Origin of the sequence: Streptococcus sp. S784/96/1 (assembly GCF_902729355.1) — a bacterium.
In the GTDB taxonomy this organism is placed as follows: Bacteria; Bacillota; Bacilli; order Lactobacillales; family Streptococcaceae; genus Streptococcus; species Streptococcus caledonicus.
In genome coordinates this window covers 25,023-47,683 of the sequence record NZ_CACVCC010000013.1, presented here as the reverse complement: position 1 = coordinate 47,683, position 22,661 = coordinate 25,023, and the positions used below count along the sequence as shown (strand labels likewise).

The window sequence follows — 22,661 nt, the reverse complement described above, 5'->3', positions numbered from 1 at the left end:
TCGTCCCTACCACATAAGACTAACTGTCCAGAAAACGGTGAATACAAGTTATCAGATTTTGATTTAAAATTAATATTACTAGCGCGCCAACCACATAAGGAGACTGGAGAAAAATGTTTTCATCTATGCCTAATTTTGATTTTTATAGAGTATTAAACAAACATACTAAGATTAATAGTGAGGAAATCTCCGACGGTAGAGAGTACTCACTACTTTTTCTTTATGTTAAAGTAGAGGTGTCTTGTTAAATCGTACTCCCTTTAGGCGCTAGGCGGTCGCATAACAAACAAAAGAGAGGTTGAAATTCTTGTTCCACCTCTCAATCACTATAGTTATTTTTTCAAATCCCAAATATCTTCAGCATACTCAGTAATGGTGTCATCTGAAGTAAACTTGTGCGATTTTGCGATATTCATGAGACTAACACGAGACCAAGCTTTTGGATCACGATATAGCTTATCAATACGTTCTTGAGCCTCAACATAAGCGGTAAAATCTTCAAGCAAGAAGTATTCATCGTTGTGTGTGATGAGAGCCTCATAAATTTCTGTTCCTTCACTCTGAGCGTTTGGAATAGTACCATTGACAAAACTATCAACAACACGGCGAATAACTGGGGTACTCTCATATAGACCGCGAGAGTAATAATCATGTGCTGCATAGTGACGATAAACGGCATCCTTATCCATACCGAAGATAACGATATTATCGTCTCCAACTTCATCCTTGATTTCAATATTGGCGCCATCAAGTGTGGCAAGTGTTACTGCACCTGTCATCATGAATTTCATATTAGATGTCCCAGATGCTTCTTTAGAAGCAAGAGAGATTTGTTCTGAGACATCTGCTGCTGGGACAATAAGTTCAGCAAGGCTTACATTATAGTTTTCAAGGAAAACAACTTTGAGTTTATCCTGAAGTGAAACATCATGATTGACAAGATTAGCAATTTCATTGATTAATTTAATCACTGATTTGGCAAAATGGTAGCCTGGTGCAGCTTTAGCCCCAAAAATAAAGACGCGAGGAACCATATCTTTATCTGGATTATCTTTCAAATCATGGTAAAGTTTAAGGATATGAAGAACATTCAGCAACTGGCGCTTATAAGCGTGAAGTCGCTTAACTTGAACATCAAAGATAGCATTAGTAGAGACTTCGATACCCGTTGTCTCTTTAATGTAGGCTGCAAGACGCGCCTTAGCTTCTTTCTTCACTTGATAGAAAGTATTAAGCACTTGTTCGTCGTCAGCATAAGCAGTTAATTTTTCTAGTTTATGGATATCCTTGCGCCATCCTTTACCAATGGTTTGATCAATAGCTTGTGACAATTCTGGGGCCGCAATTTGCGTCCAACGGCGTTGAATAATACCATTGGTCTTATTATTAAATTTCTCTGGATAGAGCACATAGAAATCGTGAAGCGTGTCTTCTTTTAGAAGTTCCGTGTGCAATTTAGCAACACCATTGACGGAATGCCCACCAATAATGGCAAGATTGGCCATGTGAATTTGACCATTTTTCACAATACGAGTACGTTCAATCAAACCAGCATCAGTATGATTTTGTGCCAAATTTGTAACAAAACGATGATCAATTTCAAGAATAATTTGGTAAACGCGTGGTAAAACATGCTTGAAGAGGCCAGCATCCCATTTTTCCAATGCTTCTGACAAAATGGTATGGTTGGTATAACTCATGGTTTGAACAGTCGCATTCCAAGCTGCATCCCATTCTAATCCATAATCATCAAGCAAGAGGCGCATAAACTCTGCTGGTGCTACCGCAGGGTGGGTATCATTAATGTGAACAGACACTTTTTCGTGAATCTTTTCCAATGGCAATCCCATTTTAAGATAAGACTTGATAATTGTCTGAAGACCGGCACTTGTCATGAAGTATTCTTGAATCAGGCGAAGCTCTTTACCTTCATAGCTGGTATCATCAGGATACAAAATTGCTGTGATATCTTGCACACGACGCCTAGCTTCTAAGGTTGGATAATATAGCTCATACTCTTCTGGAATTTCAACATCCCAAAGTCGCAAATTGTTGATCACATTGTTTTCAAAGCCAATTTGTGGGACATCATAAGGAACTGCGCGAAGAACTTGAGCATTGTTATGAACCGGTACAATACGTCCTTCTTCATTAGATTGAAGATAGACATCACCAAACAGTTTGACATCAACAACATCGTGATCTTTACGAACTTCCCAAACATTTCCAATTGACCCAAACCATGAATCTGGTAATTCGACTTGATAGCCATTAACAATGCGTTGTTTGAAGAGTCCGTATTGATAGCGCAAGCCATTTCCAAAGCCAGGGTAACCAGTTGTCGCCAATGAATCCATAAAGGCTGCTGCTAAACGACCAAGACCACCATTACCAAGCGCCATATCATGCTCTGCTTGTACCACTGCCTCAAAATCAACATCAAGGTCCGCAAAACCTTCTTTAACAAGGTCAAGAATCCCTAAGTTGAGAAGATTAGTTTCAAGCATACGACCTGGTAAAAATTCAATTGAAAAATAGTAGGCTATTTTTTCCTGCCTCTCAGATAATTTATGATTACGGGCAATCCAAGTGTCTGTATAATATTTGCGAATCAATTTAGCTAAAGTTATGAAAAGTTCAGAAGGTGTTGCGCGTGGGACCTTAATTAGTTGCTCTTCATGTAATGTATCTTTAAAGTCACGAATAAATTGTTCTTTCGTTAAATGTTTGAGTTCCATAAAAACCTTTCTAGTTGGAAATTATTGACTTTTTATATGATCTATCTAATGATCTTAGAAATTGACTATATTTCCCCATTGTACTAGTTATTTTCTTTTTAGCACTTATCCTTGTGTGATGCGGGGCGCTTCAAAGGTCTGGAAGACCCTTGAAGGTGGGAAATGAAGCTGGCGAAGTCAGCATCAAAACCTCCTATGGAGTTCCATTCCTTTTTGGCAAGCCTAAGTCTTGCCAACCCTATCGAGAGTGAGACAGAATATCCCAACCCCTTAAATTTTAGTGTAGAGATTAATTTGACGCAGTGGTTGATTAGAAGTTTACAACTGGACACCTCTTCATTTTCAAGTGTCCACCTAAAATAGTCCACTGGACTATTTTAGTACCACGCAATCGTTAGCGGCCGTCCTATACGAATGTGATGAACGTCGTTCATCTTATTTCCAACCTCTAAAGGTGTCCCAGACCTTTGGAACTGTGCGGAGGTGGGAGTGAAACTGTCCAGTGGACAGTTTCAGCCTGAGCTTATAAACCAGAGAGCAAGGAAAATCGAAATCGTCATTTTGTGGCGATTTAACGATTTTTGTCTCACACACTCTCACCACTGCAGAAAGTGCTGGATGTGGCGACTTCGTCGCCCTTGATTACTGTATCTGCATATAGTTATACTGTTTAAGTGATATCTATGTAACTATGTAAAAAAGAAACTCAAACAATAGTGTTCGGTAGCTTCAGATACCTCTATTATTTGTAATGCAAGTCTGTTGAAATAAATTTAACTGGCACAATAGGTTATACTTATTAAAAATAGAAAGTCTCTTTCTCATTCATTATATCTAAAGAAACACCCCTTGTCTTTTGGAAAGGGATGTCCTTCTATCAACGTTCGTCATTAAAGCGTTTTATATAATTCCAGATAAGCTTCACATGCTGTGTCCCAAGAAAAATCTTTAGTCATCGCATTAAGTTGAAGTTGTTTCCAATCTTCTGGATTATCATAATAGATGTCTAAAGCTAATTCAATTGTCTTACACATCCAGTAACTTGAAAATTCTCCAAAGCTAAAACCTGTTCCTGTCTTATCATAAGCATTATAAGGTTGAACAGTATCACGAAGACCACCTACCTCTGATACAATTGGTAGTGTTCCATAACGCATCGACATCATTTGTGATAAACCACATGGTTCAAACGCTGAAGGCATGAGGAAGATATCTGAACTAGCATAAATTTGTTGCGCCAATTCTAAGTCAAAGGTGATATTAGAAGATACTTTATCTGGATAGGCATTACCAAACCATGAAAAGGCATTTTCATATTCCGCATAACCTGTTCCTAAAAGAATGATTTGGACATCATTTTGCAAAATATTATGCAATTCATTGACGACTAAATCAAATCCTTTTTGATCTGTAAGACGAGAAACCATACCAATAACAGGGACATGTTCACGAATAGGTAATCCTAAGCGTTCCTGCAATGCTAATTTATTCTTTGTTTTACCAGATAAGTCGTTGATTGAAAAATGATGTGGAATAAGTTTGTCCGTTTCTGGATTGAAGAGTTCCGTATCAATACCATTGACAATACCCGTTAATTTGCCTGATTCCATGCGCATGATTTGGTCAAGACCTTTACCGAAAGCTGAGGTTTTAATTTCCTCCGCATAACTTGGTGAAACCGTCGTGACACGATCACTATAAAGCACCGCAGCCTTCATCCAGTTGAGACAATTATTCCAACGCAATGTACCATCAACATAGCGTTCATCTCCAACGCCAAAGAGATCTCCGAGCATACCAGAATCAAATTGACCTTGAAACTCGATGTTATGAATGGTAAAAACTGTTTTAATGTCCTTATAGGCATTAATCCAATGGTACTTCTCTTTTAAAAGATAGGGAATCATCGCTGTATGATAATCGTGGATGTGAAGAATATCTGGAATAAAGTCAACTTTTTCCATCATTTCTAGCGCAGCTAATTGGAAGAAAGCAAAGCGTTCACCATCATCCCATTCTCCGTAAACTTTTCCACGGTGGAAATACTGCTCATTGTCAATGAAATAAAAGGTGACCCCGTCCTGAATAATACGTTTAACACCAACATATTGACGGCGCCAACTAAGAGTGGTGTAAAAATAGAGAATATCCTCTACTTGATCCCCAAATTTATGAGCGACAAGATCGTAATAAGGTAAAACAACTGCGACTTCATGCCCTTTTTTAATAAGGGACTTTGGGAGTGCTCCAATAACATCTCCCAACCCACCTGTTTTGGCAAAAGGCGCTCCTTCTGCCGCTACAAACATGATTTTCATTGAATAATATCTCCTGTGATTTCGAGATTTTTTGCAATAACAAGCGGTTTTTCAGCTGAACCACGAAGCGTCACACCCGCTGGTACGGTAACATTCTTATCAATAATGGCATATTCAACTGTGGCTCCATCTCCAATTTTTACTTTAGGAAAAACTACAGAATGAGCTACGGTTGCTCCCTCTTCAACTCGACAAGAACGAGAAATAATGGAATGCTCAACCGTTCCTTTTATAATCGAACCAGATGCAAATTGCGAGTTCGTTACCGTTGACATGTCATCAAAGTAAGTAGATTCTTCATTTTTTACTTTTGTGTAAACTTTTTGATTGCCGTAGAAAAGGGTATAAAATTTCTGTGAATCAAGCATGTCCATATTGGCATCATAGTAAGATTTAACAGACGTAATGTTAGCGAGATAACCAGTGTGTTCAAATGCCAATGCACCAGCTTCTACAATTAAATCGCGGAGTACAAAACGAATTTTACGTGGATTCTCTTTTTGAGCTTCCTCTTCTAATTTTTTAATCAGATAAGGTGTGTTTACCACATACATATCTGCCGACATTGGAACCGGCTCATCACTTTTCTCAACAGCAATTTTCCCAACAACAGTATCTTTTTCATCAATGGCAAGAAGCTCATTATCAGATGAGAGACTTGATTTTGCTACTTTTTTATAAATAACAGTCATTTCACGCTTATTCGCTGAATGCACATGAAGAACCTGTTTTAAATTGATATTGGCTAAGATATCACAAGACATGTAAACCGTTTGATCTGAACCAGAACGTTTCAAATAATTTAGAATTTGGTCATAGTAATCAGCATCTGCAGTCTTGCTCTCATCATCGGTATTATAAAAACCTAAGAAATAATGACTAAGAAGGGTATTGAGACCCCATTCACGTCCTGAGCGAATATGGTCAAAGATAGATCTAATATTTTGACCACGGAAAATACCGTAGACACTTCTGATACCAGCATTTGCAATACTAGACAACTGGAAGTCAATCAAACGATATTTCCCATCAAATGGCAAGTTAGCCAATGGTCGATTCGCTGTCAAGCTTTCCATATCTGGATAACCGATCGTATTTCCTAAAATAGCTGTGTATTTATCAATCTTCATTTGGCACCCCCACTACTTCATCGTAGCCTACTACTTGAACATCTTCTGTTCCATCAATTTCAACATTTTCACTAATAACTGCACCTTCGCCAATAATAGCACGTGTAATCTTGGCACCGGCTTTTATCGTTACACCACTCATGATGAAACTATCTTTAACCACTGCACCTTCTTCAACTTTAACATTCGTTGACAAGATAGAATGATCAACATCACCAGCGACAAAACAACCATCGACAACTAGACTGTCTTTGACATTTGCAGTATCAGTAATAAAGTTTGGTGGCGCAATATGGTTTTTAGAATAGATTTTCCAAGAACGGTCTCGACTATTGAGTTGATTGTCTTCACCGATGTATTCCATATTGGCTTCCCAAAGTGATTCAATGGTACCAACATCTTTCCAATAACCCGCAAAGTTGTAAGTATACACGGCCTCACCTTGATCAAGATAAGCCGGGATAACATTTTGACCAAAGTCTGACATGTCCACACCATTTTTTTCAGCATCTACCAACATTTTACGGAGTTTATCCCAATTGAAAATATAAATCCCCATAGAAGCTTTGGTTGATTTTGGATTAGCAGGTTTTTCTTCAAATTCAACGATACGGTCATTAGTATCTGTATTCATAATACCAAAACGACTAGCTTCCTTTAAAGGAACATCAATAACCGCAACAGTCAAGCTAGCTTGATGGTCTTTGTGGGTTTGGAGCATATCATCATAGTCCATTTTATAAATGTGGTCACCAGATAGGATTAAAACGTATTCTGGATTAATGCTATCAATATAGTCAATATTTTGATAAATGGCATGACTGGTGCCTAAAAACCAACGGTTACCTTCTGTAGCTGAGTAAGGTTGTAAGATTGTTGCTCCACTATCAATACCATCTAACCCCCATGAAGAACCATTTCCGATATGGCTATTGAGCGCAAGGGGTTGGTATTGGGTGATAACACCGACATTATTAATCCCTGAATTGGCACAATTTGACAAAGCAAAATCAATAATACGGTAGCGTCCACCAAATTGCACAGCTGGCTTAGCAATGCTTTGAGTCAACTTACCAAGACGAGTTCCTTGCCCACCGGCAAGGATTAGGGCTAACATTTCATTTTTCATATTGTTTCCTTCCTTCGATGAAAGTACATTGTGAGACTATTCTTAAGCTAGAGATTATCTTCTCTTTCCTAAAAAGTGTCTGCAAGCATGCTTTTGGATAAACATTAAAACTCATTTTTCTGTTTTCTCTTTAAGCGAAACGACAAAAGGGATATCTGAAATTAAGTAATCACTAAAAACAGATATAAGCTAAGAAAAACTATTTTTTCAACTTCCGTTTGATTTTCCAAACACTGGCTCCAAGGGCTGGTAAAGTAAAGCTCAGCGTGTGCTGGTAATCCTTCCATTGATTTTGCTGTGTGCGGGTCAGTGGGTTATGTTCCTTCCAAACACCTCCAAAATTTTCCATTTCCGTATTTAATACTTCCTCATAAATGCCTGAAATAGGGACACCTATGGTGAAATCCTTACGTTCTACTGGGGTCATATTAAAGACACAAACTAACAGGTCTCCCTTATCATCTTTACGAATAAAGCTGAGCACTGTTTCTGACTTATTATCTGCATCAATGATTTCAAGACCATCATAATTGTCATCATTTTGCCAAAGAGCTCTATGGTCCTTGTAAAAACGATTTAAATGACTGGTGAAATCTTGCATTTTTTGATTTAATTGGTCCTCTTCAGAAAGATTGTCCCATTCTACTTGATAGTCATACTTCCACTCTAAAAATTGACCAAATTCAGAACCCATGAAAAGTAATTTTTTCCCCGGATGACAGATTTGATAAGCGAGAAGATTTCGCAAGCCTGCCAATTGATTGTAACGATTACCCCACATTTTATGCATCAGAGATTTTTTACCATGCACCACTTCATCATGTGAAAATGGTAGAACAAATTGTTCATTAAAACAGTACATAAAGCTAAAGGTAACCAAGTTAAAATCATACTGTCGATAGATGGGATCACTTTCATAGAAACGTAGAATGTCATTCATCCATCCCATGTTCCACTTATAATCAAATCCAAGACCATCTTCTTCTAAACATTTTGTAATTGGCGTTGAAGCAGTTGATTCCTCAGCAATCATCATTACATCAGGATGCCTATCTTTCACGATACCATTCAGACGACGTAGGAAGTTATATCCCTCAAGGTTACGATTTCCTCCATAAATATTTGGTGTCCAAGGTCCCTCATCATAGTCTCTGTAAAGCATATTGGAAACAGCATCTACCCGTATTCCATCAATGTGATAATGTTCAATCCAAAATAGAGCAGATGATATTAAGAAAGACTGAACTTGATTTTTTCCTAAATCAAAATTTAAAGCTCCCCAACGTAAATTTTTTGCCCGATCAGGATCCTGATATTCAAAAGTAGGTGTTCCATCAAAATAGGCTAAGGCATCATCATTTTGAGTGAAATGCCCTGGCACCCAATCGACAATGACCCCGATATTATGTTGATGACAAGTATCAACAAATTCTTGAAAATCCTCTGGTGTACCGTAGGTATGCTCAAAAGCAAAGTACCCCATCAATTGATAACCCCATGAAGCTCCTAGTGGGTGAGCCATCAGCGGCATAAATTCCACATGAGTATAATTCATCTTAGTAAGATAAGGAATCAGTTCTTTTGTTAACTCTTTGAAGGTCATCCCTTTCTTCCAAGATGAAGCATGGACTTCATAGATATTGACGGGACGTTTTTTAAATCCAAACCGTTTGCGGCGTCCCATCCAAAGCCCATCTTTCCACTTGTATTCTGAAAATGGGCGTAATATTGCAGCAGTACTTGGACGTTCTTCTAGATAGTAGGCAAAAGGATCTAGTTTTTCAACCTGTTGACCATTATGTCGTGTCACCAGATATTTGTAAAGCTGACCTGTTTTTGCCTCTGCAACATGTCCCTCCCAAACCCCAGCTTCATTTTTTTCTAATGGAAAAGGCTGAGCCGTCCAGTTTGTAAAATCACCAATAACGGCTACTTCTTTGGCATTTGGAGCCCATACTCGAAACTGATATCCTTGTTCTTTAGGATGTGCTCCTAAATAGTTCTGAGCGTGAAAATTTTCTCCCATGCCAAACTGATAAATCCGATCTTTATCGTCCATACATCCCTCCTACTCTTTAAAACTAATCTCTTTAATAACAAATTCACTAGATAAAAAATGGGGATAATCTTATCATTCTAAGATTATCCCCAATTCAATGTTCCTGTTTTCTTTTTAGGAAAACGCTTTAAATTAAGTTTAACATATTTTTGTTTATTTGTCATGAAAATTCCAAAGTTTTTTCAATATTGTTCAGTTTTAAAGAATATTTCTGCCGTCCAGCATAGCGAACAACCAGTTCACCACTACCTGGTACCGCACACTCAACAAATACCATTTCACGAATCTTCGGAAATTCACTAATTGAAAAAATAGGATTTTCTTTCTTTTCTAGTATAAATTGACGAATTTCAGAGATTAAATCCGCATGTTCTGTTACTAGTTTCCAATCCACTTGATTCACTTCATCTGGAGAATTGTAAGAATTCATCGCTCTTTCCTTATCCTCTTGAGTCAATTCTCCATTTTCTCCTGTTGGATAAAGTTTCGTTCGCATAAATTCTTGACCTAACTGCATAAAACAAATACCTTGTAGTGTTAAATTCATCTTACTAGCAAGTGCAATACGCCTTTTATGGGCCTCCATGTCATCATTTGGGTGAAGGTGCCACATGAGGTCATTAAGATTATAATTATCGTGCGCTTCAACGTAATTGACCACCTGGCTAGGCGTGACATAGTGATTTAACTCATCACTACCTAAAAAAGCTTTCGCAAGGACATCCTCTGTCGCTTCGCCTGAAACAAAACCTTTTTCAAAGTAACCATAAACTTCTGCACCCTTAATGGCGTCACGTGAATCATCATTGAAAAAACCAATTCCAGGCATTTGTGCTGCATTGCCTTTTTTAGCCTTGTCCTCTGGCATCAATCCAACTCCCATATCCCAACCTTCTCCATAAAGAAGAATATTAGGGTCAATCTGGTCCATTGCAGAGCGGATAAGCTGCATCGTTGTCACATCATGCAAACCCATCAAGTCAAAACGAAAGCCATCAACGCCGTACTCTCGGACCCAAAATATTAATGAATCAATCATGTACTTACGGAACATTTCCTTTTCAGAAGCCGTTTCATTCCCACAACCAGAACCGTTTTGGAAAGATCCGTCTGCATTCATCCGATAATAATAGTCTGGAACCGTTAATTGAAAAGCAGAATCTTCTGTTGAGTAGGTATGATTGTAGACCACGTCTAAAATCACCCCAATACCCGCTTTATGGTATGCCTGAATCAGTTCTTTTAATTCTAAAATACGTGTTGCGGGCTCATCAGGATTTGACGTCAAACTAGCATCTGGAACATTGTAATTTTCAGGATCATAACCCCAGTTGTAAACATAAGTTCCATCCTCTAAAATCATTTGATGATGGTCAAATATTGGTTGTAGTTGGACATAGCTATAGCCCATTTGTTTGATATAATCAAATCCTGTGGCATCACCAAATACATTGGTTGTGCCTTTTTGAATTGCACCAAGAAACTTACCGCGTTTGTCATCATCAACGCCAGAAGTCTCAGACTTGGTAAAGTCACGGATATGCATTTCACAAATAACAGCTTGATTGGGATTAGATACTCTCCAAGGTGCTTGTTTACCATGCGTCACCGTGAAATCATGTGGTGTACGATCACGTTCAGAAACAATAATTGATCTCTTACTATCCGCTGTTGTCGCAATACTGTATGGATCGCGACTATCCTTAAAAGTCCGCTTACGGTAATGGATGCGGTAGCTGTAAGCCGTGAAATTGTAATCTCCCGAGAGGCTAATAGACCAGACACCGTGAGTATTTTCTTTATGGTTATCCGGGTTTCGATGCTTTCCTCTGAACATAGAATGAACTTCTGCCACACTCGCATCTTTATTGGTCGAAGAATATAGCACTAATTCAACCGCTTCTGCAGTAGGAGCCCAAAGCCTAAAATCAGTAGCATCCTGATGGTATTGAAACCCCAACCAACCGTCAAATCCCCACTCTCTATCAAAAGCTTTGCTATTGATTCCCATATCAAAGGCATGAGATTGGCGTCTCCCATAATAAGGGCTAGCTATTGCTGCTTGCCTTGAATAATAAACCGTTTCATCACCATCAACCAACCACACCTCTGTTTTATCAAGACCAACATGCCGATGAATATGATAATCTTTTGTTTTAGAAGACCAGTCTTTTTTTTTAATAAGTACCCCTACCTCATTAAGAAAATGCGGAGCAGGATAAGTCAATGTTGCCTTAACCCCAAAACTATCAAAAAGGCTAAAAAATGTCTCGTGTCCAAGGTCTCCTATTTGCCACTGCCATAAACTTAAATCAAAATAGTTTTCCCATTTACTATGGAAGTGAACAACTGTTGTATTAGATATCATTTAGTGACTGTTCTCCTTTTCCAAATCCTCCACTTCATGAGTAAATCGGTAAGCAAATTCTTCAAATTCTCGTTCATCATCTGAGACAAGAGCATCGTCTGAAATATCATCTGTATTGGCAAAAAAAGTGATGTGATTTTTAAGATTTTCTAAAACAATTGGGGCGTCTCCACCATACTCACCATCCAAATTAATCATCATGCGCTTATCGCTTTGAGGTTCAATTTTAATATAACTTGTTTTAAGATATTCGATACGTTTATCTGTTATGTGTTTTCCGCCATCTAAAACCAATCGAATCAAATGCAGGATTTCCATCAAATTAGCCGTTTTTACAAGAATGAGTGTAAAATTACCGTCATCTAATTTTGCATCTGGGGCAATCTGCTCAAAGCCACCTACAGAATTAGTGATGGCAGCAAAAATCATAGAAACCTCTCCTTTAAACACACCGTCATCATGCGTGATTTTGACAGGGACATTGCTAATTTGTGGCAACAATTCCACACCTTTAGCTAAGTAAGCTAAATAACCAAACATGGTTTTTAACTGACTAGGAACGCTATAAGTCAACTCACTAAGACTTCCCGCAGCTGCAATGTTAATAAAATAACGTTCACCGTAGGCACGACCGACGTCCATAGCAATAGTTTGATTCTTACCAATCATTTTGGCTGCCTCAACAGGATTACCACGTGGAATTTTTAAAGCACGGGCAAAATCATTAGTTGTTCCTGTTGGAATAATAGCCATAGCTGGACGTTTTTCGAGAGGGGCAATGCCATTAACCACTTCATTGATTGTTCCATCTCCACCTGCAGCAATCACAAGATCAAAACCCAAGAGCCCGGCGCGAGTAGCCTCATCCATGGCAGAATTTTTTTCTGCGGTTGTCTGAAAAGCAGACGTTTCATAGCCAAAACTTTCTAAAATATCAAGGACCTCAGCAACATTTTTTTTCATGATTTCTTGCCCTGATGTTGGGTTATAGATTAAACGGGCACGTTTGCGTTGTTTTTCCATATTATCACTTTTTCTATCTCTATAAGTCTAGCAACCAAGTCTCATTTTCTACTCTAATTCCTAACTCCTGAGCTTTGATTAGCTTACTTCCTGCATCGCTACCAGCAACTACTAAGTCTGTTTTTTTAGAAACAGAGCCCGTTACCTTAGCACCTAAATTTTCCAATTTTTCCTTAGCTTCTTTGCGTCCCATTTGTTCTAACTTACCTGTCAAAACAATTGTCATCCCCGAAAGGGCCGCATCTTGCGCTACCTTCTTACCTAAATAAGATAAATTAACACCATAGTCTGCGAGTTCTTTGAGGAGCAGTTGGCTTTCATTTTTTGCAAAATAGCTGCGCAGGCTCTTTGCAATCACACCACCAACTCCTTCTATTGAGGCAATGGCTTCTTCCTCTGCTTCTGCTAGCGCGGGCACATTTTCAAAGACTTCCAAAAGAAGTTTGGAAACTTTGCCACCTACATGACGAATACCAAGGCCAAAGAGCAACTTCTCAGCTGAATTGGTTTTAGAGGTTTGAATGGCCACATAAAGTTTTTCAGCTGATTTGTCTTTAAATCCTTCCAAAGTCAGCAAATCCTCTACCGTCAAGCGGTAAATATCTGCCACATCATGAATGAGATTAGCCTTAAACAATTTTTCAACGATAGAACTTCCCAAGCCAGCAATATTCATGGCATCACGGCTCGCAAAATGCTCTAAACGTCGTTGCACTTGACTCGGACACAACGGATTGATACAACGAAGTGCAACCTCATCCTCATAATGCACTAATTCTGATTGACAAGAGGGACAGGCGCTTGGAATCTCCATCGTTTCTTGACTCTTGCGCTTGCTATCTACTACTCGCAATACCGCTGGAATAATATCGCCAGCTTTATAAACAATAACTGTATCACCGATGCGAATATCTTTTTCAGCAATGTAGTCAACATTATGTAGGGTCGCTCGAGAAACTGTTGTCCCTGCTAATTGGACAGGACTGAGATTTGCTGTTGGCGTAATCACACCCGTACGCCCCACTTGCCAATCCACTGAAAGCAGCTCTGCCTCTTTTTCCTCAGCTGGAAACTTGTAAGCAACTGCCCAACGAGGCGCTTTCACGGTAAAACCAAGCTCCTCTTGCATTGCTAGACTATTGACTTTAATGACAATCCCATCAATATCGTAGGCAAGATAATCACGTTCTGATTGAACATCTTGAATAAAACTCCAAATGTCATCCATTGATGAAGTGACAAGACGACGAGGATTTACCACAAAACCAAGCGCTTCAAACCCTTCAAGAACCGCTTCTTGCGTCTCAAAAGCCGTTTCTCCTGCTTCTTGATAAATAAAGGTTGCTAAATTACGCTTTGCAACCACAGCCGTATCTAGCTGGCGTAAGGTTCCAGCAGCAGCATTTCGAGGATTAGCAAATTCAGGCTCTCCGTTTTCTTGACGCTCTTGATTGATTTTAGCAAAAGCTGCGCGAGGCAGATAAGCCTCACCACGAACTGTTATCGTTTCTCTACCAGCTAAACTGAGTGGAACATCCTTAATCCGTTTAACATTATCAGTGATATTTTCACCAATGCTACCATCACCACGAGTCGCAGCCACCTGCAACACACCCTCAACATAAGTTAAAGATAAGGAAAGTCCGTCAATTTTGAGTTCTGCCAAATAAGTTGCCTGAGGAAATTCAGCCTTAATACGTCTATCGAACTCATCTAATTCTTCACGTGAAAAGGCATCTTGAAGAGAGAAAAGCGGGTACTCATGTTCAAATTTCTCAAATCCTTCCAAGATACGTCCACCGATGCGATGAGTCGGACTATTCGGCAATATCAACTCAGGATATTCTTCTTCAAGTTGAACAAGCTCACGATAGAGTTTGTCATACTCGCTGTCTGAGATACTTGGAGCATCGTTTGTATAGTATTCTTTAGCATAACGATTGAGGTCATCAACCAACTGTTTCATTCGATTTATCATAGTTTTATTTTACCATAATTTCACGTAAGAAAACAAAAGAGAGTGAGACAGAAGTCATGATTTCGAAGAAATTGACTTCCCCTCGCTCTCTGGTCTCTAAGCTCAGGCTGAAACTGTCCACTGGACACTTTCACTCCCACCTCCGCACAGCTCCAAAGGTCTGAGAGACCTTTGGAGGTTGGAAATAAGATGAACGATGTTCATCACATTCGTATAGGATGACCGCTAACGATTGCATAGTACTAAAATAGTCCAGTGGACTATTTTAGGTGGACACTTGAAAATGAAAGAAGTGTCCAGCTACAGACCTCCAATCAACCACTACGTCAATCTGTTATTACCATCAAAAAGAGAAGGTTGAGATATTTTTGTCCCAACCTCATCATGATAATTATTCTCCGAAAGTAGTATCTTCTACTGGAGATTGACTACTCTCTACCAGATGAGAGTCATCACTTTGAAGAGGTTCTGTTGACCAATAACTTGTTTCTTCATCAGCGCTTTCATGCACCGCTTTACTTGGTTGTACCAAAAGAACTAAGCGGGCAATATGAAATCCAAGTGACACCAACCAACCAATAACAGGTACAAAAGCAAGAAGCGCACCTAAATTAAGAAAGATAAAGGCCCAGCTTAAGCCCGCATCACGATAACGGCGAACCTCTAATGCCAAGTTTGGAATCAATGTAGCCAACCACCAAATAATAAAAATGATCAAAATTGGGACAATAGAAGAAAACATTTCAAAAGCAAAAACCACAGACTCCTCATTAGACATATACTCAAAAGCCATAGGATCTGACGCTACTATACTAGCGATATTAAAAAAGAATAGAAAGAAACCAACTAAAGCAAACGGTAAACTAATTAAAAAATTACACAATACCACCCACCAAAAATCAGCACGTTTTGATTTCCCTTCAAAATTAGCATAATTCAGCCAATAATTTTTATAAGCTCTAAACATTAAAAATCCCCTTTTATATATAATAATTGATATTATACCACATTTATAAAAATCCTGCTTACTCTATAAAATGATGATTATTAGAAAACCTAATGTTACAATTCGCTACTAATTGTCATTATTTAAAGGTAGCCATTCAATAATGGCTTGTGCGTTAACTTGCCCTTCAGAGGTAATGTTGTGGTAGGTGTTCAAGCCGTCCTTAACCACATTAGATGAAATGTCACCACCCGGTGAGACTTCTCGACTATACTTGAGTTGCAATTTCGCGGGACGATGCTTACTCAAAAACTCATAACCCAGCACATCATACATCCAATCCAGATAGATGCTATTATTCACATGACCATTCATATCAATGTCAAAATAACGGACATGATAAGTCGTCTGCTCTGCATTTTCCAAAGGTAACATCTTAGGCGCTCTTTGGATTTTTTTGACAACGGCTGAGCCGTAAACGTCAACAATCTCAGGTAAAACAGGAGAAACCTTTCGTGTGTGGGCATCCATTAAAGCAAAGTAAGTCAGAATATCAAGCAGTAGCTCACCAGAAGCATCATAAACTCTGAACACGCGGTAACAGAAAAATTTATTGTAGCTGATGGCTTCTGTCTCAATCGTAATTGTCTCGGTAAATCGTGGGAGACGGTGAATGGTAACTTCGTAGTCTGTGATAATCCATACCAAGCCAAAATGTTCAAGCACATACTCATCGCTTCTCCCTAGTAAATGGGACTGTTTTCCCGATACAAAAAGGCAGTAAGACAAGAGTTTTGGCAACTTGATATTGTGATTAACATCGACCATGTCAAATGGAATAAAAAAATCTTCTTTATAAATGTGTCCCATTGTATCTCCTCATCTTTTCATCAGTTACTAGTTTGGCAGCGCTCCTATCAATAGCTCGCAGTTAAACAAGGTCTGAAATTTCTTTTAAAATAGCTTGATAATTAGCATCAGGTACCAGTTTTGCGATCCTACTTTCTGATGCTGGTAATCCATTAAAAAGCTCCGTCACAGTTGCTTTATCTAGTTCAAATTCATAGTAAGCTTCTGCCCATTCTAACCACAATTCAGCAGTATGGATCAAGTTGGATAACAACCAATTCTTCCCACCATCATTAGTTGGATGTTCATTTTGATACCAGCAATTAGTGGTTTTATCATACCAGATACAAAATGTTGTTTCTAACAGCTCTTCTTGGGTGAAACTAGACAACAAATGTTCTGGAACATCATGATACATAGATTTAACAAAAGTACTATTCTGATCTTCCAAAGTAAAAACACTGAGTTCATTTTTATGGTCAAAACCTTTAATGATAACACCTTCTTCAAAAAAGCGAATTGACAAATAATCACCCGAACCAGTATCATACAAATAATAAGGTAAGCTTGGTATTTTTGTATAAGAACGAAGCCATTCCTCTTCCTTAGGAACAAGAATCATATCTAGCAAAACAAATGTTTTTAATTGTTGCTCAAGAATCTTAGGCTCAATAATGTCAACAATCACTTTTTTAAATGTCGCCATTTATACCTCCAAAATAAATTTCTCAGCCACCGTATCGCCTAAGAAGAGGCCTTTTTTTGTCATTCTGAGGCGTCCGTCTGTAATTTGGACAAGACCATCTGCTAATAATTCTTTAACTGCTTCGCCGTATAATCCATCAAAGTTTTCTTGGAATTTTTTTTCAAAGCGTGCGATGGAGACGCCTGATTTTTTGCGGAGACCTAAGAAGAACTCTTCTTCCATCATCTCACGTTTGGTCAAAAATTCCTCAGATAATCTCGCATGCCCCTCTTCCGTGATAGCTTTAAGGTAGTGCTGAATCGGCCCTCGATTACGATAGCGCACGCCATCAACGTAGCCAGAAGCACCTGCACCAAAACCATAATATTCATCATTATCCCAATACATGAGGTTGTGGCGACTTTCCATAGTTGGTTTGGTGAAGTTAGAAATCTCATAATGCTCAAAGCCATTTTTTTCTAGCTCTGCGATGATATAATCAAACATTTCAGCTTCTAAATCTTCTGTTGGCAGATTGAGTTTACCGCGCCGCATTTTATTCATAAAGACCGTATGATGCTCTAAGATGAGACTGTAAAGGCTGAGGTGAGGAATGTCTAAGGCGAGTGCTTTCGCAACATTTTCACGAACATCTTCCATGGTCTGACCAGGTAGGGCATAAATCAGATCAATGGAAATATTATCAAAACCAGCTTGTTTTAGAGCTGCAATATTGTCATAAATCTGTGCTTCATTGTGGCTACGTCCAATGCGTTTCAAGTGTTTATCGTTGAAAGTCTGAACCCCTAATGACACACGATTGACCCGTGATTTTTGAAGCACTGCTATTTTTTCAGGAGACAAATCTCCAGGGTTAGCTTCAATGGTGTACTCTTCTACTTGCGACAAGTCCAAAATCTTTTCCAAATGCGTCAGCAAATAGTCTAACTGTTCAGCGGTGATTGCTGTTGGGGTTCCCCCACCGATGTAAAGCGTCCGCAGTTTGCCTGTATCAGCTAACTCAATTTCACGAATAAGAGCCTGTAGATAGGCATCCACAGGCTGATTTTTGATAAATACTTTTGAAAAATCACAATAGTAACAAATCTGTGTACAAAAGGGAATGTGCACATATGCGGATGTTGGTTTTTTTAACATGGCACTATTATAACAAATTGTAACTCATTTTTCTAAAAGATAATTTACGGACACGTAAAACTTATCTCAAATCATCACAAAAAAACGGTTAAGGTGCTTTCAAGAGATTGTGCAATACCCTTTCACGGTCTTCGAGAAAGAGTTTGGTGATTTGATAAGCTGAACACTCTTCATAGGCCACTTCCTGAACCTGTCCATCATCAAATGATAGAATCCTCGCCTCTGGAAACCCAAGTAAAATGGGCGAATGGGTCGCAATAATAAACTGGCTCCCTCGCTTCACTTGCTCATGGAGATGGTATAAAAGTGTTAGCTGGCGTTGCGGTGATAGGGCTGCTTCTGGCTCATCAAGAATATAGAAACCATTTTCAAAGGATTGGGACTGCAAGAGATTTAGAAAACTTTCTCCATGTGACTGCTTGTGGTACCCCTTAGAAGGACTTTTCTTTGTCGCATACCGTTCTTCTTGCGTTGCCACATTATAAAAGCTCTCAGCCCGCAAAAAGTAACCCCAAGATGATTTTTTGATGCCACGTTTCAACCGTACAGCCTCATGGAGTTCTGAGTGACTATCATAGGTTGAAAAGCGGTAATTGCGACTGCCACCTTCCGCATTGAACCCATCTGCTACTGCAATCGCTTCAAGTAAAGTTGATTTTCCAGAGCCATTTTCACCGACGAAAAAGGTTACCGGAGTTGAGAACGATAGTTCAGAAACACTAGCTAAGGCAGGGATTTTCGGTAGATAAGACTCTGCTTCTACCTGGTCCCAATTTATCACTAAACCATGTAGGTAATGTGGAATCATGTTTTGTCACTCCTTTACTAAGGGTTTTGTCATCAAATGATAGCCATCTTGATTACTAACGTTTTGAAAACCTAGTGATTCTAAAAAACTTATATTATCAGCTTCTTCTGGTGATAGATTTAGACTGATTCGATTGGCTGTAAGGGACGTCTTGAGGTAGTCTTCAATAGCTTGGTAACAGGCTCTGCCGTGTCCATTGTCTCTATACTGTGGCGCTATAGCAAATGCCAAAACTAGCGTGCCATTTTGCTCTTCAACGCAACAATAGGCGAAAAAGAGACCATTTTTAATCACTTGAAAAGAATGTTGATTGGGTTTGGGGTTAAGCAGACTATCTTGTTTTTCTGGAGATAATCGCCAGCTTGTGGCTACTTGTAAGGCATCCTCTGCCGACAAAGGTTGAAGGTAGTGATACGGTTTTGTCGCATAGCCACGAAAAGTTTTCGTCAGTTGTTTAATCCGACGATTTTGCGTAGCTTCCTGATCCGTTTGAAAGACATAGTCGGCATACCCTTTCTGATAGGCTGGAATCATTTGCTGGTAATGTTCTGACACATCTTTTGGGAAACGCGCACTCAGCTGTTGAACACGCTCATCTGTCATTATTCTTATCCTTCTTCCCATAAATACGGTACAAGAGCATTCCAAGATTGATTAAAAATAAGACTGCCCAGAGGCTTGCCATTAGTAAATTACTGCTCTTAACATTTACCACAACTCCACCACCGTATAACACTAGGAAAAAGAAAGTAATCCAGTTATCTGATTTTAATACGTTTTTCATGTTACCCTCACATCGTTGATTTATCATTATTATATCAAAAAACACGACCTGATGCCGTGCTTTTGATGTTTGTTAGAGTGTGTTTTCTGTTTTTAGCCAGTCGTAAATTTCCTGCGGAGTTCCAAGTGCCATGAGTTCTTGGTATTTCACTGTTGCTTTTAATTCTTGGTAAATCTGACTATCAGCAATCTCTCGTTTTTGCGCGTCTTTATTGACTGTCATAACACCGTCTGTAATTGTGACAAAGCCTAACTCATCAAAGATTTGAATCATTTTGACCAGTAAAATACTTTCGATTTTTAGGAAATGGCTGAGCTCCTTGAGCTTGTAACGCACATCAAACTCTGGAAATTGGTAAATCGTTTTGTAGAGCTTTGCGTATTGCTCACGCGTACCAAATCCTGTCAAGTAATATGGGTCTTTAATGGTATTCTTAAAATAAATAGCCTCAAAGTCCCTATGCTCAAAAAGATTTCTCAATTCTTCTACAGCTGGTAAATCAGTCACCACAACGGCTTTGCTATTTTCAGCTGAAAAAATATCAGGAACATCAGCTGGCAACTGGGCTGACTTAGCACGAATATCAAAGAGCTGAACGCCATTAACACGCGCATCAACTAACATCAGTTGCAGTGTTATTGCACCGTTCCAAACGTTTACCGAGAGTGTCACCGCAAGTTCTAAATCCTGCGCCTGCTGAAACTCTTGAACAAGACTACCTTGGTGAAAAGCGACCACATCGTAATCCGACCCATTTTGACTGACCTTCAATTTGAGGTGAGCATTATTTTGTCCCATGGTACGAGCCTGAGTAACCTTGAAATCTTTAAGCCAAAAAACAGGTTTTTTATTGTCCATTCCAAATGGGGCTAGTTTATCCATTGATTTAAGGGTTTCTAAACTTAAATCAGACAAATCAAGCTCTTCATCAACCGTTAAACTATTTTTGACAGAAATGTCTATCTGATTGTCAACCACATAGTTGCAAAGAATTTCGGACAACCTCTCAAGGTTTTCCTCAGGAAGAGTCATTCCAGCAGCTCCGCTATGACCACCAAAAGCTGTAAAGATATCACGATGGTCATCAAGCGCTGCAAAAATATCCAGACTTTCAAGGCTACGGGCTGAACCTTTAGCAGAGCCATTTTCAATATTGAGAACTACAACAGTCTGACTGATTTGCTCTAAAATCCGACCTGCTACAATTCCTAATACACCTGGATGCCAGCCTTCCTTAGCCAACACTTGAACAGGCTTTTCAGGGTCAATCATGGTAACAGCCTCATCAAAAATTTGTTGAACTAGCGCTTTACGTTCCTCATTTTTATCTTTAATCATGAGGGCAATCGCCTGGGCTTCTTCATCATCAAATCCTGTCAACAAGTTAATCGCTGGATTTGGATCATCCAGACGCCCCAAGGCATTTAGCTGCGGTGCAATGGTAAAACCAACCGTATCTTCATTTATCGTCTCAAGGTCAACATCAGAGACTTTCAGTAATTCTAAAAGGCCAATACGTTCCGTTTGTTTCATCATGGCAAGTCCCACCTTCACCATGATACGATTTTCATCGGTCAGACTGACCATATCAGCAATCGTCCCAATGGCAACTAAATCTAATAATTCTGTAGGAATACTCTCAAGAAGCGCCGTAGCTAATTTGAAAGCCACACCACAACCAGCAAGGTGTTTAAAGGGGTAATCTGCTTCTGGATGCTCAGGATGAACAGTCGCAAATGCTTCTGGTAGCTCTGCTGGCATGCTGTGGTGATCGGTAACGATAACGTCAACTCCCTGACCTTGTGCATAAGCAATTGCCTCGTGTCCCGCTACGCCATTATCCACCGTCACAATTAGAGAAATCCCTTGTTGCTCGATAAAATACTTGTAAACACTAAGATTTGGACCGTAACCATCAGTAAAACGGTTAGGAAGATAAACTTGAACCTCTGCTCCCATCATCTCTAGGGTTTCTTTGACAATGCTTGCGCTGGTCATACCATCAGCATCATAGTCACCATAGATGAGAATTTGTTCACCAGTTTCAATCGCAGACCTAATTCGTGCTACCGCCTTATCCATATCGTTTAGCAGGTAGGGATCGTGTAAATGTGACAAATCAGCTCCTAAAAAATCAGCTAACTTTTCTTCATTATCAATACCTCGCTCAAAAGCAATACCAGCAGCTGTCTTGGTCAGACCTGCTTTTTTAGCAACTTTTAAAAAGCCCTCATCGGGCATTTTATCCATGATTTTCCAATCAAATTTTGAAGTAATCATACTTAACATACACCGCCTTAGGCATCTCCTGCTGGTTTATCTGTGACAAACATGGTGAAACTCGCTTTAGTGATAACATCTCCCTTATCATTAGCAACCACCGTATCAACTATTTTTGTAGTACGTCCATTGTGAATGCAACGCCCTTCAACAGTTAAAACATCTCCCAGATGAGCAGCACGCAGGTAATTGATATTTGATTGTAGAGTCACTGCATTAGCACCCAATGATCGTGAAACCAAACCAGAAATCTGGTCGCATAGGGTAAATAAATAACCACCGTGGGCGTTGCCATAGTAGTTTAAGGAACCGTCTACCACCTTGGTATCAACAATAATATGCCCTGCCTCTGCTTTTTTTACCTCATAATTTTCAAAAACTCTAATTTCGTGTAATAAAATATCCATT

At 39.2% G+C, this 22,661-nt stretch carries 16 protein-coding genes and 1 pseudogene; all 17 read right to left on the bottom strand.

The genetic code is table 11. The features are described 5' to 3' along the window. Window positions 1-332 precede the first annotated feature (332 nt). Complete coding sequence (locus tag GZ996_RS06090) at window positions 333-2,738, bottom strand: glycogen/starch/alpha-glucan phosphorylase (RefSeq protein WP_162011593.1); 2,406 nt, start codon at window positions 2,736-2,738, stop codon at window positions 333-335. Window positions 2,739-3,628: 890 nt separating this feature from the next. Further along, window positions 3,629-5,056: a glycogen synthase GlgA gene (gene glgA, locus GZ996_RS06085; RefSeq protein WP_162011592.1), complete on the bottom strand. Its 1,428-nt coding sequence runs from the start codon at window positions 5,054-5,056 to the stop codon at window positions 3,629-3,631. Beyond that, the gene (gene glgD, locus GZ996_RS06080) at window positions 5,053-6,186 is read right to left on the bottom strand and encodes a glucose-1-phosphate adenylyltransferase subunit GlgD (RefSeq protein ID WP_156807032.1); all 1,134 of its coding nucleotides are present in this window, start codon (window positions 6,184-6,186) and stop codon (window positions 5,053-5,055) included. The genes glgA and glgD overlap by 4 nt, the downstream gene beginning before the upstream one ends. Next, window positions 6,176-7,315: a glucose-1-phosphate adenylyltransferase gene (locus tag GZ996_RS06075; protein WP_156807031.1), complete on the bottom strand. Its 1,140-nt coding sequence runs from the start codon at window positions 7,313-7,315 to the stop codon at window positions 6,176-6,178. Before GZ996_RS06075 ends, glgD begins: the two co-directional genes overlap by 11 nt. Before the next feature lie 199 nt (window positions 7,316-7,514). Further along, window positions 7,515-9,374 (bottom strand): 1,4-alpha-glucan branching protein GlgB, encoded by a 1,860-nt coding sequence (gene glgB / locus GZ996_RS06070; RefSeq protein ID WP_162011591.1) that lies wholly within the window; start codon window positions 9,372-9,374, stop codon window positions 7,515-7,517. A 169-nt stretch (window positions 9,375-9,543) separates the two neighbouring features. Then, window positions 9,544-11,739 (bottom strand): annotated as a pseudogene (pulA, locus tag GZ996_RS06065) (type I pullulanase); the annotation flags it as partial. Window positions 11,740-11,742: 3 nt separating this feature from the next. Further along, entirely contained in the window at window positions 11,743-12,765 is a 1,023-nt protein-coding gene (locus GZ996_RS06060; protein ID WP_156807028.1) for a diacylglycerol kinase family lipid kinase, read from the bottom strand. 19 nt (window positions 12,766-12,784) lie between these two features. Further along, a complete protein-coding gene (ligA, locus tag GZ996_RS06055) occupies window positions 12,785-14,743 on the bottom strand; it encodes an NAD-dependent DNA ligase LigA (RefSeq protein WP_156807027.1) in 1,959 nt (652 codons plus the stop codon). Window positions 14,744-15,134: 391 nt separating this feature from the next. Next, window positions 15,135-15,710, bottom strand: a complete 576-nt coding sequence (locus GZ996_RS06050; RefSeq protein ID WP_156807026.1) for a DUF805 domain-containing protein — start codon at window positions 15,708-15,710, stop codon at window positions 15,135-15,137. A gap of 108 nt (window positions 15,711-15,818) precedes the next feature. Then, window positions 15,819-16,559, bottom strand: a complete 741-nt coding sequence (locus tag GZ996_RS06045; protein ID WP_156807025.1) for an acyl-ACP thioesterase domain-containing protein — start codon at window positions 16,557-16,559, stop codon at window positions 15,819-15,821. 61 nt (window positions 16,560-16,620) lie between these two features. After that, the gene (locus GZ996_RS06040; protein WP_156807024.1) at window positions 16,621-17,244 is read right to left on the bottom strand and encodes a hypothetical protein; all 624 of its coding nucleotides are present in this window, start codon (window positions 17,242-17,244) and stop codon (window positions 16,621-16,623) included. Next, window positions 17,245-18,381: a radical SAM family heme chaperone HemW gene (hemW, locus tag GZ996_RS06035; RefSeq protein WP_156807023.1), complete on the bottom strand. Its 1,137-nt coding sequence runs from the start codon at window positions 18,379-18,381 to the stop codon at window positions 17,245-17,247. A gap of 88 nt (window positions 18,382-18,469) precedes the next feature. After that, complete coding sequence (locus GZ996_RS06030) at window positions 18,470-19,189, bottom strand: AAA family ATPase (protein ID WP_156807022.1); 720 nt, start codon at window positions 19,187-19,189, stop codon at window positions 18,470-18,472. A 6-nt stretch (window positions 19,190-19,195) separates the two neighbouring features. Next, window positions 19,196-19,792 (bottom strand): GNAT family N-acetyltransferase, encoded by a 597-nt coding sequence (locus GZ996_RS06025; protein ID WP_161979185.1) that lies wholly within the window; start codon window positions 19,790-19,792, stop codon window positions 19,196-19,198. Further along, the gene (locus GZ996_RS06020; protein ID WP_156807020.1) at window positions 19,782-19,973 is read right to left on the bottom strand and encodes a hypothetical protein; all 192 of its coding nucleotides are present in this window, start codon (window positions 19,971-19,973) and stop codon (window positions 19,782-19,784) included. Before GZ996_RS06020 ends, GZ996_RS06025 begins: the two co-directional genes overlap by 11 nt. A gap of 72 nt (window positions 19,974-20,045) precedes the next feature. Continuing rightward, window positions 20,046-22,253 (bottom strand): single-stranded-DNA-specific exonuclease RecJ, encoded by a 2,208-nt coding sequence (gene recJ, locus GZ996_RS06015; protein ID WP_162011590.1) that lies wholly within the window; start codon window positions 22,251-22,253, stop codon window positions 20,046-20,048. A gap of 17 nt (window positions 22,254-22,270) precedes the next feature. After that, window positions 22,271-22,660, bottom strand: a complete 390-nt coding sequence (locus GZ996_RS06010) for a PaaI family thioesterase (RefSeq protein ID WP_156807018.1) — start codon at window positions 22,658-22,660, stop codon at window positions 22,271-22,273. Window position 22,661 lies beyond the last annotated feature (1 nt).

Coding starts and splice junctions, on each gene's coding strand:
- GZ996_RS06090 (WP_162011593.1), bottom strand. CDS start 2,738: ATGGAACTCAAACATTTAACGAAAGAACAATTTATTCGTGACTTTAAA.
- GZ996_RS06040 (WP_156807024.1), bottom strand. CDS start 17,244: ATGGCGACATTTAAAAAAGTGATTGTTGACATTATTGAGCCTAAGATT.
- recJ (WP_162011590.1), bottom strand. CDS start 22,253: ATGATTACTTCAAAATTTGATTGGAAAATCATGGATAAAATGCCCGAT.
- GZ996_RS06050 (WP_156807026.1), bottom strand. CDS start 15,710: ATGTTTAGAGCTTATAAAAATTATTGGCTGAATTATGCTAATTTTGAA.
- glgB (WP_162011591.1), bottom strand. CDS start 9,374: ATGGACGATAAAGATCGGATTTATCAGTTTGGCATGGGAGAAAATTTT.
- GZ996_RS06045 (WP_156807025.1), bottom strand. CDS start 16,559: ATGGGACACATTTATAAAGAAGATTTTTTTATTCCATTTGACATGGTC.
- GZ996_RS06030 (WP_156807022.1), bottom strand. CDS start 19,189: ATGATTCCACATTACCTACATGGTTTAGTGATAAATTGGGACCAGGTA.
- GZ996_RS06020 (WP_156807020.1), bottom strand. CDS start 19,973: ATGAAAAACGTATTAAAATCAGATAACTGGATTACTTTCTTTTTCCTA.
- GZ996_RS06075 (WP_156807031.1), bottom strand. CDS start 7,315: ATGAAAAATGAAATGTTAGCCCTAATCCTTGCCGGTGGGCAAGGAACT.
- glgA (WP_162011592.1), bottom strand. CDS start 5,056: ATGAAAATCATGTTTGTAGCGGCAGAAGGAGCGCCTTTTGCCAAAACA.
- GZ996_RS06060 (WP_156807028.1), bottom strand. CDS start 12,765: ATGGAAAAACAACGCAAACGTGCCCGTTTAATCTATAACCCAACATCA.
- GZ996_RS06010 (WP_156807018.1), bottom strand. CDS start 22,660: ATGGATATTTTATTACACGAAATTAGAGTTTTTGAAAATTATGAGGTA.
- glgD (WP_156807032.1), bottom strand. CDS start 6,186: ATGAAGATTGATAAATACACAGCTATTTTAGGAAATACGATCGGTTAT.
- ligA (WP_156807027.1), bottom strand. CDS start 14,743: ATGATAAATCGAATGAAACAGTTGGTTGATGACCTCAATCGTTATGCT.
- hemW (WP_156807023.1), bottom strand. CDS start 18,381: ATGTTAAAAAAACCAACATCCGCATATGTGCACATTCCCTTTTGTACA.
- GZ996_RS06025 (WP_161979185.1), bottom strand. CDS start 19,792: ATGACAGATGAGCGTGTTCAACAGCTGAGTGCGCGTTTCCCAAAAGAT.